This is a genomic window from Microbacterium sp. LMI1x-1-1.1 (assembly GCF_040676205.1).
In the GTDB taxonomy this organism is placed as follows: Bacteria; Actinomycetota; Actinomycetes; order Actinomycetales; family Microbacteriaceae; genus Microbacterium; species Microbacterium aquilitoris.
This window is the reverse complement of the sequence record NZ_JBEGHM010000002.1, coordinates 1,191,409-1,203,954: the sequence shown is the minus strand read 5'-3', so window position 1 is coordinate 1,203,954 and position 12,546 is coordinate 1,191,409. Positions and strand designations below refer to the sequence as shown.

The following is a 12,546-nucleotide window of genomic DNA, read 5'->3' as shown; positions in this document are numbered from 1 at the left end:
CCGCCCCATTAGACTCACGGATGCCGTGCGACCGCGCACGCGCGGAGGGGAGTGGCGTGCTCAACGTCGGCATCGACATCGGTGGGACCAAGATCGCCGGCGGCGTCGTCGATCCTGACGGGACGATCGTCGATCGGCGCCGCGTGCCCACGCCGACGGACCCCGATGCCCTTGCGGACGCGGTCGCGGCCATGGTCGACGAGCTGGTCGCCGATCGCGTCGTCCACGCCGTCGGTGTGGCGGCCGCGGGCTTCATCGATGCCAGCCGCTCGGTCATCCTGCACGCTCCCAACATCGATTGGGCGGACGAACCGCTCCGCGACGAGCTCGAGCGGCGCATCGGCCGCCCCGTCACACTCGAGAACGACGCGAACGCCGCGGGGTGGGGCGAGTTCCGCTTCGGTGCGGGGCGAGACGTCAGCGACATGGTGATGATCACCCTCGGCACGGGTGTCGGCGGAGCCGCGATCATCGACGGCGAACTCCTGGTCGGCGGCAACGGCATCGGGGCCGAGCTCGGCCACATCCGCTTCGAACGGGGCGGGCGCGCGTGCGGATGCGGTCAGAACGGATGCCTCGAGCAGTACGCCTCGGGACGGGCGCTGCAGCGGGAGGCCGCGGATATCGCGGCATCCGGCGCACTCGGAGCCGGCCTCGCCGCCGCCCGGACGGCCGAGGGTATCGTCCCTGCCGCGGCGATGGAGGCCCTCATCGCCGCGGGTGACGAGGGCGCGCTCGAGGCGGTCCATCGGGTCGCGACCGCACTGGGTGAGGCGTGCGGTGGGTTCCAGGCGGTTCTGGACCCCGCGCTCTTCGTCATCGGCGGCGGCGTCGCCGACCTCGGCGAACGTCTCCTGCATCCCGTGCGCGAAGCGTATGCGACGGCGCTTCCCGGCTACGGCGAGCGGCCCATCGCCTCGTTCTCGATCGCCACCCTGGGCAACGACGCCGGTCTCATCGGTGTCGCCGACCTCGCGGGCGGCCGGGTCTGACATGATCTACTGGGTCCTGAAATACCTGATCATCGGGCCGATCGTGAAGGCGATCTTCCGTCCGTGGATCGTGGGACGCAGCAACATCCCGGCATCCGGCGCGGCGATCATCGCCAGCAACCACCTGTCCGTCAGCGACTCGATCTTCCTGCCGCTGATGATCGACCGGCCCATGTCCTTCCTCGCCAAGAGCGACTACTTCACGGGCAAGGGCCTCAAAGGGTGGGCGACCCGCGTCTTCATGCAGGGGACGGGCCAGATCCCGATCGACCGCACCGGCGGCAAGGCCTCGGAGGCATCCCTCAACACCGGACTCCAGGTGCTCGGACGAGGCGACATCCTGGGGATCTATCCCGAGGGGACCCGGAGCCCCGACGGCAAGCTGTACCGGGGCCGGACCGGTCTGGCGCGCATGGCGCTCACGGCGCGCGTCCCCGTCATCCCCGTGGTCATGATCGGCACCGACGACGTCATGCCGATCGGACGTTCCATCCCGCGTGTCGGGCGCGTCGGCATGGTGATCGGCGAACCGCTCGACTTCAGCCGGTTCTACGGCATGGAGTCCGACCGCTTCGTGCTGCGATCGGTGACCGACGAGATCATGGTCGCGCTACAGCGGATGGGGGAGCAGGAGTACGAGGACGTCTACGCGTCCACGGTCAAGGACCGCCGCCCCGCCGCAGCCTGAGGCGCCGATCGAGCCGGCGTCACACGACCGGCGGCCCCCTCCCTCGTCGGTAGAATGAGCGGATGCCCACTCCTCTCGACCACTGGCGCTCGCTCCCGATCAAGCAGCAGCCGCTGTGGCCCGACGCGGATGCGGTCGCTGCCGTCTCCGCCGAGATCGCGACCCTCCCGCCGCTCGTCTTCGCCGGTGAGGTCGACAACCTCCGCGCGCGTCTGGCCAAGGCGGCATCCGGTCAGGCGTTCCTGCTTCAGGGCGGCGACTGCGCCGAGACGTTCGCCGGTGCGACGGCCCAGCAGATCCGCGACCGCATCAAGACGGTCCTGCAGATGGCGGTCGTGCTGACCTATGGCGCATCGATGCCCGTCGTGAAGATGGGTCGCATGGCCGGCCAGTTCGCCAAGCCTCGGTCGAGCGACACCGAGACCCGCGGCGACGTCACGCTCCCGGCCTACCGCGGCGACATCGTCAACGGCTACGACTTCACCGAAGCGTCGCGGACGGCGGACCCCCAGCGACTGCTGAAGGGGTACCACACAGCGGCATCCACCCTGAACCTCATCCGGGCCTTCACGCAGGGCGGCTTCGCCGACCTTCGCGAGGTGCACAGTTGGAACCAGGGCTTCGCGAAGAACCCGGCCAACCAGCGCTACGAGCGCCTCGCGGGTGAGATCGACCGCGCCATCAAGTTCATGGAGGCCGCAGGAGCGAACTTCGATGAGCTGCGCGGCGTCGAGTTCTACACGGGCCACGAGGGCCTGCTCATGGACTACGAGCACCCGATGACCCGCATCGACTCGCGGACGGGCACGCCGTACAACACGTCCGCCCACTTCCTCTGGGTGGGGGAGCGCACGCGCGAGCTCGACGGCGCGCACGTCGACTACTTCTCGAAGATCCGCAACCCCATCGGGGTCAAGCTGGGTCCGACGACGACGCCCGAGACCGCGTTGGCGCTCATCGACAAGCTGGACCCTGAGCGCGAGCCCGGCCGTCTCACGTTCATCACGCGCATGGGAGCGGGCAAGATCCGCGACGCCCTGCCCCCGCTCCTGCAGGCCGTCAAGGATTCCGGTGCCACCCCGCTCTGGGTCACCGACCCGATGCACGGCAACGGGATCACGACGCCGACCGGCTACAAGACGCGTCGCTTCGACGACGTCGTCGACGAGGTGCGCGGCTTCTTCGAGGCGCACCGGTCCGTCGGCACCTTCCCGGGCGGCATCCACGTCGAGCTCACGGGCGACGACGTGACGGAGTGCCTGGGTGGCTCGGAGATGATCGACGAGGCGACGCTGGCGACGCGGTACGAGTCGCTCTGCGACCCGCGTCTGAACCACATGCAGTCTCTCGAGCTGGCGTTCCTCGTCGCCGAGGAGCTCGGCAACCGCTGATCCACGACGAAGGCCCGACGGTTCTCACCGTCGGGCCTTCGTCGTCTCCGGATGCCGACGGTCCGGCGTCAGCCGAACGGCTGGAACTGCGGCGTCAGACTGATCGTCGTGCCCGGACGCTGCAGGCTTCCGCCGTCGGGCGTCATGGACCTCACGCGGTAGACGTCCCAGTATCGACCGCCCAGCGGGATCTCGGCATCCTCGATGTTCGGGTTGACCTTGAACCCGGCTGCCTGTAGGCGGTCGACGGCGGTCCGCACCGTCTCGCCGACCACATTGGGCACCTCGACCGGCTGGGGACCGTTTGAGACGACGATGGTCAGGGTCTCGCCCTGCTGCCACGAGCCCCCGCCGGGACGGTCCTCGACCCGGATGACGAGGTCGTCGGCGACGCTGCTGCTGTACTCCCGGTCCTCCTCGACCTTCATGCCGGCCTTCTCGAGGATGTCCGTGGCCTCGTCGCCGGTCTCGCCGGTGACGTCGGGGAGGGGGCCGAGCGACACGCGCAGCTCCGCGGTCGAGCCCTGCAGAACCGAGCAGCCGTCGGTGCACTCCACCGGCTCGGCCGATCCGGCTTGGGTCACGTACACGCGCACGATCCGGTCGGCGGCGAAGCTCGTGAAGTACTTCTTGGTGGTCGAGACCTGGATGCTGTTGTCCTTCAGCAGCGTCTCGACCTCGGCGCTCGTCCGATCCTGGAGCTTCGGGAGATCAGCCGTCGCCGGCCCGGCGGAGATCTCCACCGTGACCGTGGTGTCGCGGTCGAGGAAGGTCCCGGTGCCGGGCTTCGTTCCGATCGCCTCGCCCGCGGGAACCTCCAGGCTGTGCACGTCGCTCCGACGCGCGACGAGGGCGCTGTCGGCGAGCAGGCTCTGCGCGCTGTCGAAGCTCATGCCCTCGACGGCCGGGACCGCCACGAGCGAGCCCGGACCCGACCCGAACCACCAGCCCAGTCCGCCTGCCGCGGCGGCGAGCACCAGCACCACGGCGAGGAGCCAGCCCCCCTTGACGGAGTTGCGGTGCGATCGACGGCGGAGCCGGGTCGCGTTGTCGATCTCGGTGGTGACGCTGGGGGCCGTGAAGGTGCCCGGCATGACACGCGTGACCTCGTCCGAGTCGAGCGAATCATCGACGACGACGGTGGCGCCCGCGGGCGTGGAGCGGACGACCTGCGGGAACACGCCGAGGTCCTTCTCGATCTCACGGAGACGCTCGAGCATCTCCCGCGCGTCCGTGGGGCGATCCTCCGGTGAGCGCTCGGTCGCCCAGAGGACGAGTTCGTCGAGCTGCTCCGGCACGCCGGCGTTCTTCACGCTCGGGCGTGGCACCGAATGCGTCGCGTGCTGGTAGGCGATCTGCATCGGCTGCTCGCCCTTGTAGGGCTGTTCGCCGGAGAGCATCTCGTAGAGCATGATCCCGAGGGCGTAGATGTCGCTTCGGGCGTCGGCCGTCCCCCGCGTGACGAGCTCGGGCGCGAGGTAGGCGATCGTGCCGAGGAGCATCTGGCCGGTCGCCGTGTTCGCGCTCGTCGCGCGCGCCAGGCCGAAGTCGCCGATCTTGATGCGACCGTCCTCGGCCAGCAGGACGTTCTCGGGCTTCACATCGCGGTGGACGATGCCCGCGCGGTGCGCGGCCGAGAGTCCCGAGAGGATCGCATCCATGATGGTGATCGTCTGGGGGAGCGTCAGCCGCTTCTGCTCGCGCAGCAGTTCTCGCAGAGTGATCCCGGGCAGGTACTCCATGACGAGATAGGCCATCTCGCCGTCCTGGCCCTGGTCGAAGACGTTGACGACGTGCGGGTCGGCGAGACGTGCGGCCGATCGGGCCTCTTGGATGAACCTGTTCTGGAAGACGGTGTCGTCCGACAGGTGACCGTGCATGACCTTGAGCGCGACCCGCCGCTCGAGGCGCAGGTCGGTGGCGACGTAGACCGTCGCCATCCCGCCGCGCGCGATGCGCCCGCGGACCCGGTACCGGCCGTCGACCAGGCGGCCGATCAGCGGGTCGGTCTGCGGGTTGGCGTTCACGTCAGAAGTCTACGGAGCCGACCCTGCGAGCCCGGGTAACGGCGCACCCTCGCTCGGGTGCCGGTCCGGACTCACCCATACAGTTCGAGCCAGCGGTACGCCTCGGCCTTCCACGGACCGTACCGCTCGGGGTAGGCCGAGATCTGCACCGCCTGCGCGGCGTCCCCGAACGCCATGTCCTCCCAGCCGTCGATGTCCAGCAGGCCGCGCGTGCGGTCGCCGTTCGGGTCAGACGAACCGCCGAAGAACGCGGCGGCGGATCGGCGGGGGTCGCGGATCTGCGTCTGCGTTCCCCAGCCGGCGCTCGGACGCTGCTGGAACAGTCCCAGCGAGTCCCGGTCTCCGCCGTCGAGGTTGCGGATCCACGACTCGACCATCGCGGTGGCGAGGGCGATCGCGATGCCGTCCCGGGAGACGCCGCGTTCCCGCCCGACGGAGATGATCGTCTTGATGTTCGCGATCTGCTCGCCGTCGAGGGCGGCGCGTGCCTTCCCGGCGGCCGCGGGTGCCGGCTTCGCGGTCGGGATGCGGAGCTTCTGCCCCGGGTAGATGATGGACCCCTCGTCCAGGCCGTTGGCCGCGAGGAGCCGCGCGAGACTGATGCCGCTTCGCGTCGCGATCGCCCACATCGTCTCCCCGGCGGACACCTCGTGCACGGGTCCGGCGGCCGGCGCGGCGACCACAGCGACGCGCGGCGCGGCGAGGGCGCGGACGATCAGCTTCTGCCCGGGGTGGATGGTCGTCGAGCCCCCCAGACCGTTCGCGCGGGACAGCGTCGACACGCTGACGTCGTGACGAGCCGCGATGGACCAGAGCGTGTCGCCGCGACGCACGGTGTAGGTGGACGCCGCGGCAGGAGCCTTCGCTGGGGGCGCGGCATCCGTTCGGGCGGCCTTGGGGCCTAGCCGCAGCACGTCGCCGGGATGGATCACCGAACGCCAGCTGATCCCGTTCCACGTGAGCACGTCGGCGGTCCGGACTCCGTGCGCTGCGGCGATGGCGCTGACGGTGTCGCCTCGCGCGACGACGTGCGTCTTGACGGATCGCGCAGCTGCCGCGGTCCCGACGACGTCGACCTTCGCGGTCGCGGAGGTCGGGCCGGCGTAGGCCCGAGCCGTCAGCGGTTCCGGAGCGGAGACCCGCCGCTCGTCGGCAGACGCAGCATCGAGGGGGAGGAGAGACAGTGAGAGGGCGATGGACCCGATCACCGCCGGGGCGCTTCTCTGAATCAGAGCAGCGGGAAGTACGTCGTTCCGGCGCACAGACATTCCTTCGTTCGGTCCCAGATCGGTGGATCCCCCCGCTGAAACCGTGACACGCCGATGTGACTGGTGTCAATCCATGAGACGGATGTGACTGGTGTTATGAGCGAGTGCGGGGTGGGAATGCGATAGTGGAGGGGTGAGTTCTGAGTCGCCCGTGTCCACTGACTGGCTGAGCCTTCCCGAATTGGTCGAGCTGACGGGAGAGCCGCTCGGGCGCGTCCGTCGCATGCTCGACGAGCACCAGCTCGTCGCGTCCCGCCGCTTCGGGGCGCCGCGCGTCCCGTCCGTCTTCCTCGTCGACGGCGCGCCCCTCTCGTCGCTCCGCGGCACGATCATCGTGCTGCACGACGCCGGTTTCTCGGACGACGAGGCGATCGACTGGCTGCTCGCCCCCGAGGAGTCCATCGGCTTCCCGCCGATCGAGGCACTCCGTCAGGGCCGTAAGAGCGAGGTCCGGCGCGTCGCGCAGTCGCTCGCCTGACGAGCGGATGCCGCGGCTCAGGCCGCGCGCACCGTCGCGGCCCGTGCGAGGTCGCGCAGTTCGCTGACCGCGCCGTTGCCGAGGCGTGCGCCGCGGAGGGCGCGATCGGCCTCGGCCGCCCACGCGGAGATCCGTTCCTCGACGAGGGCGAGCGCTCCGGTGTCGACGATGGTCCGCTGCAGATGGCCGACCTGTTCGGGTGACAGCTCGCGATCGCCGATGAGCTCGTCGAACACCCGGAGAGCGCCCGGCGCGAGCGAGGCCCGCGCGTACGCGATGAGGAGCGTCCGCTTCCCCTCGCGGAGGTCGTCGCCGACCGGCTTGCCCGTCACCGCGCTGTCCCCGAACACGCCGAGGACGTCGTCGCGCAGTTGGAAGGCGAGCCCGATGGGATGCCCGAAGTCGCCGAGAGCGCGGTACTGCTCGGCATCCGCTCCAGCGAGCGTGGCGCCGAGCTGCAGCGGATGCTGGACGCTGTACCGCGCCGACTTCAACGAGGCGACCCGGAGCGCGCGATCGGCGTGGGTCTCGACGGGGGCGGTGACGTACGCCGATTCCTCGGCGACGTCGAGGAACTGTCCGATCGTCACTTCGCGGCGCATGCGGGCGAACTCGCCGCGGGCGCGGTGGGCCCGGTCGGGATCGGCTTCGACCAGACCCTCCTCGAGCAGGTCGTCGCTCCACGCCACGAGCAGATCGCCCAGGAGGATCGCGGCCGACCGCCCGAACTCCTCGCCGTCGCCGGCCCACGCCTCCGATCGGTGCGCCGCCTCCCACGCGCGGTGCGACGCGGGTCGCCCGCGGCGGGTGTCGGAGCGGTCGATGACGTCGTCGTGGACGAGGGCGGCCGCGTGGAAGATCTCGAGGGCAGCGGATGCCGCGGTCACGACCTCGGGGATGTCGGGCGTGCCGCTCGTCCCGGCCGTCGCGACGGCCCGCCAGCCGGCGAGGCAGAACTTGGCGCGGAACCCTTTGCCGCCGGTGGCGGCGGACGCGCCGGACTCCACGAAGGCGCTGGCCTCTGCGCCGAAGTCGGCGGCGGCGTCGCGCTGTGCCTGCAGGAACCTCTCGACTCGCTGGGAAACGACGACGATCGGGTCGGGGAAGTGTGGCACGGGCCTAGCCTAGTGATCGCGCGCACGCGTACACTTGACTGACCGACCCGAGGGGGATGCATGCCACTGTCAGAGCAGGAGCAGCGTCTGCTGGACGAGATGGAACGCCATCTCATGCGCAACGATGCCGACGTAGTCAGCGCGGACCGGGGTACGGGTCCCCTCAGCTACCGGAACATCGTCTACGGCTCCGTTCTCGTGCTCCTCGGCATCGCCGGTCTGGTCGTCGGAGTCGCCACCTCGCTCATCGTGATCGGCGTCCTGGCTTTCGTCGTCATGGTCGTCGGCGTGGTCCTGGCCTTCACCCCCGCGAAGGGCGCCGCGGCGTCGCGCGCCGCCACGGGGACGCGGAAGCCGCGCGCCGCGCGTGCCCCCGCTTCCGCGTCGTTCATGGATCGGATGAACGATCGATGGGATCGCCGGAACGACGACCGATGAGCATCAGCCACCGATGAGCTGAGGCACTCCACCTCCCTCCACTTCAGAAGCACCGACCTCCGGGTCGGTGCTTTTTTTGTGTTCGCGCGACGGATGCCGGGGAGCCACTCGGCCCCGCCGTGGCGGATTTCCTGGCGCTGCGGCGGAAAGCAGTCGCAGAGTGGAGGGAAGTGGAGTAAAGTGGTGTCATCCTGGAGCGGGCCGGACGAAGGGGGTGACCGAGCGATGTTGTTGGGCACCCACACCCCCAAGCTGGACGACAAAGGTCGGGTCATCCTTCCGGCGAAGTTCCGCGACGACCTCGGCCCCGGCGTCGTGATCACCCGTGGCCAGGAGCGGTGCCTCTACGTGTTCAGCTCGGTCGAGTTCGAGCGCGTCTACGAGCGCATCCGTGAAGCTCCGCTGACGAACAAGCAGGCGCGCGACTTCCAGCGCATGTTCCTCTCGGGCGCGAGCGCCGAGAAGCCCGACTCGCAGAACCGCATCACCATCCCGCCCCACCTCCGCACCTACGCGGGGCTCGAGCGGGAACTGATCGTGACGGGTGTCGGCGCGCACGCCGAGATCTGGAACTCGGACGCGTGGAACGCCTACGCCGACAGCAACGAAGACACCTACTCGGACATGGAGCAGGAGGTGATCCCGGGACTCTTCTGATCCTCGACTGCGACTCCCAGCCGCACGCCCTGACGCACTTCCCCGGCGCCAGGTCGGAGCGGATGGGGATCGGGGTCGAGGACCTCTCGGAACCCGAAGGCACCATGGCACACGACGACATCCACACCCCCGTCCTGCTCGACCGCTGCGTCGAGCTGCTCGCTCCCGCCCTCCAGCGCGACGGCGCCGTCGTCGTCGATGCGACCCTCGGCATGGGCGGACACTCCGAGGCGCTCCTCGAGCGCTTCCCCGCCGTTCACCTCATCGGTCTGGACCGCGACACGGACGCTCTCCGCATCGCGGGGGAGAGGCTCGCCCGCTTCGGCGACCGAGTCACCCTCGTGCACACCGTCTACGACGGCATCGCCGACGCCGTTCGCGGTGCCGGTTTCTCGCATGCGGACGGCATCCTCTTCGACCTCGGCGTCTCCTCACTGCAGCTGGACGAGGCAGACCGCGGATTCGCGTACTCGAAGGACGCACCGCTCGACATGCGGATGGACCAGACTGCCGGCACGACGGCGGCGGACATCGTCGCGACCTACGGCGAGGGCGACCTGCGACGGATCTTCGAACGCTACGGCGACGAGAAGCTCGCCGGTCGCTACGCCAGGGCGATCATCGCCGCTCGGCAGGAGGCTCCGATCGAGCGCTCCGCGCACCTCGTCGACATCCTCATCGCGGCAACCCCGATGGCTGTCCAGCGCGAGCGCAGCGGTCACCCCGCCAAGCGCGTCTTCCAGGCGCTGCGCATCGAGGTCAACGGCGAGCTGGCGGTGCTCGAGCGCGCCCTGCCGGCGGCCCTCGGCATCCTGCCCGTCTCAGGTCGGATCGTCGTCATGTCGTACCAGTCCCTCGAAGACCGACTCGTCAAGCGCGTGTTCGCCGAGTCGACCCGCTCCACCGCTCCTGCCGGGCTGCCGATCGAACCCCCCGAGCATGCCCCCCGTTTCCGACTCCTCACCAAGGGTGCAGAGCTGGCGTCCGACGAAGAGAAGATCCGCAACCCGCGTGCCACCCCGGTGCGGCTGCGTGCGGCCGAGAGAGTGAGGGAGGCGTCATGAGCGCTTCTGCCCTGGCCACCACCGCCATCGACACCGCGCCCGACGAGATCCTCCTCGGGTCGGCGGCGCCGTCCCTCCGACCGGTCGGTCGGTCGGGCGTCGGCATCGCCCCCCAGCCTCGCCGTCGTCCCCGTCGGGCGTTCGGCGTGATCGCCGTCGTCGGTGCTCTCGCGATCGCCGGCGTGCAGATGGGGCTCTCGATCGTGACGACCCAGGGCGCGTTCGAGGTCAAGGACCTCACCTCGCAGCAGCGCGACGCCAACTACCAGAAGCAGATCCTCGAGGACGAGGTGGCCGGACTCAGCTCGCCGCAGTACCTCGCCGCCAACGCGTCCGCGCTCGGCCTCGTCGCCGGCGGGGAGCCGAGCTACATCCGCCTGAGCGACGGCAAGACCCTCGGCCCGACGAAGGGTGCCTCGGACACCTCGTCGGTCCAGGCGCTGTCCCGCGCCGCCGTCTCGAACGCCCTCGTCGCAGGGGTCCCTCTCGTCACCGATCCGGAGGCGAGCCTCGACTCCGGCGCATCCCTCGACAAGGAGCTGCTGGCCAATACGCCGACACCCCCGTCGATCACCGACGGACTGCCGACCCCCGCCACACACTGAGAACATGACGACCCGAGCAACCCGAAGCCCGCGCCGTCGCACCGTCGTCGCCCTCGCCGTCGTCCTCGTCGTCCTCGTCGCGTTCGTCGTCCGCCTGGTGGACATCCAGATCGTCAACGCCAGCCAGCACGTTGCGGACGCGTTCAGCAAGGGGATGCAGAAGACCTCCGAGCTGGAAGGTGCGCGCGGCTCGATCGTCGACACGAACGGTAAGCCGCTCGCGACGAGCATGCTGCGTTACAACGTGGCGATCGACCCGATGCTCGCAGCCAAGGGCATGTCGCTCCGCGACGAGAACGGTGCCGTCGTCAAGAACGATGCCAACGAACCCGAGACCGTCACCTGGCCCGAGATCGCGGCCCGGATCGCCGACGTCACGGGTCAGGACGTCGACGACGTGCGGGCGATCGTCGACGACGCCTACGCGAAAGACCCCAAGAACCGGTACCAGGTGGTCAAGCGGCTCGTCTCGACGGCGGAGTTCCGCAAGCTCGCAGATCTGCAGATCCCCTTCCTCTCCTTCGAGCCCGTCGCCTCCCGGTCCTACCCGGACGGTGCGGTCGGCGGGAACATCATCGGCTTCGTCGGCTCGGACGGACAGCCCCTCGAGGGCGTGGAGAAGCTCCAGGACTCGTGCCTCGAACCCACGAGCGGCAGCATCAAGTACCAGCTGGGCGCCAACGGGGTCACCATCCCCGGCACAGCGGTCGAGAAGCCCGCGGTCGACGGCGGCACCCTCAAGCTGACGATCGACTCCGATCTGCAGTGGTACATGCAGCAGCTCATCGCCGAGGAGACCCAGCGGTACCAGGCCAACTGGGGCGGCATCCTCGTGATGGAGGTCGCCACGGGCAAGATCCGTGCGCTGGCCGAGACCGACACCGTGGACCCCAACGATCCCGGTGCCAGCGACTCCGCCGACCGCGGTTCGCGCCTCCTCCGGTTCTCGTTCGAGCCGGGCTCGACCTTCAAGCCCGTGACCGCGGCGACCGCGATCGAACAGGCCGGTGTGACCCCGGAGACGACGGTCACCGTCCCCGACCGGATGGTCTTCGACAACGGCGCCGTCGTCAACGACTCCGAGAACCACGCCACCCAGAACCTCACCCTCAACGGAGGACTGGTCACCTCGTCCAACGTCGCGATGTCGCAGTTCGGCGCGATGGTCGACCCGCAGACGCGGTACGACTACCTGAAGAAGTTCGGTGCCGGTCAGCAGGACGGTCTGGGCTGGTCCGGGGAACCCGAACGCATCCTCAACCCCGCCGACACGTGGGACAACCAGACGAAGTACGCCACCACCTTCGGTCAGGCGTTCACCGTCACGGCCGTCCAGGTCGCCAACGCGTACCAGACCTTCGCCAACGGCGGTGTCCGGATGCCGGCATCCCTCGTCGAGTCGTGCACGAAGCCGGACGGCCACGTCGTGACGCCGAAGCTGGCGAAGCCCGAACGGGTCATCAAGGAGGAGACGGCGAAGGAGGTGTCTCTCATGCTCGAGAACGTGTTCGCGCAGGGAACGCTGGCCGACGACGTCGCCCTCCCCGGCTACCGGATGGGCGGCAAGACCGGCACCGCCCAGATCTCCGACGGCCACGGCGGCTACAAGAAGAACCTCTACTTCACGTCTCTCGTCGGCTTCGCCCCGGCGGAGGATCCGAAGTATGTTGTCCTGACGGTCTTCGACGAGCCCAAGAAGCAGCGCATGTCGTCGGCCAACCGCTCGGTGTTCAAGAAGGCGATGGCGCAGGTGCTCACGCACTACCGCGTCATGCCGTCGGGCTCGGAGACCCCCCTCCTGCCCGTCACAGGCTGAACCCGAG

12 protein-coding genes are annotated in these 12,546 nt (G+C 69.5%); 9 read left to right on the top strand and 3 right to left on the bottom strand.

Features of this window, described 5'->3' with window-relative positions; genetic code table 11:
* Positions 1-56 precede the first annotated feature (56 nt).
* The 3 genes from MRBLMI1x_RS13620 (at position 57) to MRBLMI1x_RS13610 (ending at position 3,071) form a co-directional block, all read left to right on the top strand.
* Positions 57-992 (top strand): ROK family glucokinase, encoded by a 936-nt coding sequence (locus MRBLMI1x_RS13620; protein ID WP_018186442.1) that lies wholly within the window; start codon positions 57-59, stop codon positions 990-992.
* A 1-nt stretch (position 993) separates the two neighbouring features.
* On the top strand, positions 994-1,680 hold the full coding sequence (locus MRBLMI1x_RS13615; RefSeq protein ID WP_036324138.1) for a lysophospholipid acyltransferase family protein: 687 nt from the start codon (positions 994-996) through the stop codon (positions 1,678-1,680).
* A 62-nt stretch (positions 1,681-1,742) separates the two neighbouring features.
* Positions 1,743-3,071, top strand: coding sequence for a class II 3-deoxy-7-phosphoheptulonate synthase (locus MRBLMI1x_RS13610; protein WP_018186444.1), 1,329 nt, complete (start codon positions 1,743-1,745; stop codon positions 3,069-3,071).
* 68 nt (positions 3,072-3,139) lie between these two features.
* Here MRBLMI1x_RS13610 and pknB read toward each other — a convergent pair whose 3' ends face one another.
* Complete coding sequence (pknB, locus tag MRBLMI1x_RS13605) at positions 3,140-5,098, bottom strand: Stk1 family PASTA domain-containing Ser/Thr kinase (protein ID WP_363459331.1); 1,959 nt, start codon at positions 5,096-5,098, stop codon at positions 3,140-3,142.
* 71 nt (positions 5,099-5,169) lie between these two features.
* Positions 5,170-6,306, bottom strand: coding sequence for a LysM peptidoglycan-binding domain-containing protein (locus MRBLMI1x_RS13600; RefSeq protein ID WP_363459329.1), 1,137 nt, complete (start codon positions 6,304-6,306; stop codon positions 5,170-5,172).
* Positions 6,307-6,517: 211 nt separating this feature from the next.
* Here MRBLMI1x_RS13600 and MRBLMI1x_RS13595 point away from each other — a divergent pair, with 211 nt between their 5' ends.
* Complete coding sequence (locus tag MRBLMI1x_RS13595; RefSeq protein WP_018186447.1) at positions 6,518-6,844, top strand: Rv2175c family DNA-binding protein; 327 nt, start codon at positions 6,518-6,520, stop codon at positions 6,842-6,844.
* Between the two features lie 17 nt (positions 6,845-6,861).
* Here the strand turns inward: MRBLMI1x_RS13595 and MRBLMI1x_RS13590 are convergent, their stop codons facing one another.
* Positions 6,862-7,959: a polyprenyl synthetase family protein gene (locus tag MRBLMI1x_RS13590; protein ID WP_363459327.1), complete on the bottom strand. Its 1,098-nt coding sequence runs from the start codon at positions 7,957-7,959 to the stop codon at positions 6,862-6,864.
* Positions 7,960-8,019: 60 nt separating this feature from the next.
* Between MRBLMI1x_RS13590 and MRBLMI1x_RS13585 the strand changes: the two genes are divergently transcribed.
* The 5 genes from MRBLMI1x_RS13585 (at position 8,020) to MRBLMI1x_RS13565 (ending at position 12,539) form a co-directional block, all read left to right on the top strand.
* Positions 8,020-8,397 carry a DUF3040 domain-containing protein gene (locus MRBLMI1x_RS13585; RefSeq protein ID WP_018186449.1) on the top strand — a complete coding sequence of 126 codons (378 nt, stop codon included), beginning with the start codon at positions 8,020-8,022 and terminating at the stop codon, positions 8,395-8,397.
* A gap of 225 nt (positions 8,398-8,622) precedes the next feature.
* Positions 8,623-9,054, top strand: coding sequence for a division/cell wall cluster transcriptional repressor MraZ (mraZ, locus tag MRBLMI1x_RS13580; protein ID WP_018186450.1), 432 nt, complete (start codon positions 8,623-8,625; stop codon positions 9,052-9,054).
* A 62-nt stretch (positions 9,055-9,116) separates the two neighbouring features.
* Positions 9,117-10,118, top strand: a complete 1,002-nt coding sequence (rsmH, locus tag MRBLMI1x_RS13575; RefSeq protein WP_414685635.1) for a 16S rRNA (cytosine(1402)-N(4))-methyltransferase RsmH — start codon at positions 9,117-9,119, stop codon at positions 10,116-10,118.
* A complete protein-coding gene (locus tag MRBLMI1x_RS13570; protein ID WP_363459324.1) occupies positions 10,115-10,723 on the top strand; it encodes a hypothetical protein in 609 nt (202 codons plus the stop codon). Before rsmH ends, MRBLMI1x_RS13570 begins: the two co-directional genes overlap by 4 nt.
* A gap of 4 nt (positions 10,724-10,727) precedes the next feature.
* Complete coding sequence (locus tag MRBLMI1x_RS13565) at positions 10,728-12,539, top strand: peptidoglycan D,D-transpeptidase FtsI family protein (RefSeq protein ID WP_363459322.1); 1,812 nt, start codon at positions 10,728-10,730, stop codon at positions 12,537-12,539.
* The last annotated feature ends 7 nt before the right edge of the window (positions 12,540-12,546 follow it).

What these genes read in the sequence shown, in the direction of transcription:
- MRBLMI1x_RS13615 (WP_036324138.1), top strand. Translation starts at nt 994, where the DNA reads ATGATCTACTGGGTCCTGAAATACCTGATCATCGGGCCGATCGTGAAG.
- MRBLMI1x_RS13610 (WP_018186444.1), top strand. Translation starts at nt 1,743, where the DNA reads ATGCCCACTCCTCTCGACCACTGGCGCTCGCTCCCGATCAAGCAGCAG.
- MRBLMI1x_RS13585 (WP_018186449.1), top strand. Translation starts at nt 8,020, where the DNA reads ATGCCACTGTCAGAGCAGGAGCAGCGTCTGCTGGACGAGATGGAACGC.
- mraZ (WP_018186450.1), top strand. Translation starts at nt 8,623, where the DNA reads ATGTTGTTGGGCACCCACACCCCCAAGCTGGACGACAAAGGTCGGGTC.
- rsmH (WP_414685635.1), top strand. Translation starts at nt 9,117, where the DNA reads ATGGGGATCGGGGTCGAGGACCTCTCGGAACCCGAAGGCACCATGGCA.
- MRBLMI1x_RS13570 (WP_363459324.1), top strand. Translation starts at nt 10,115, where the DNA reads ATGAGCGCTTCTGCCCTGGCCACCACCGCCATCGACACCGCGCCCGAC.
- MRBLMI1x_RS13565 (WP_363459322.1), top strand. Translation starts at nt 10,728, where the DNA reads ATGACGACCCGAGCAACCCGAAGCCCGCGCCGTCGCACCGTCGTCGCC.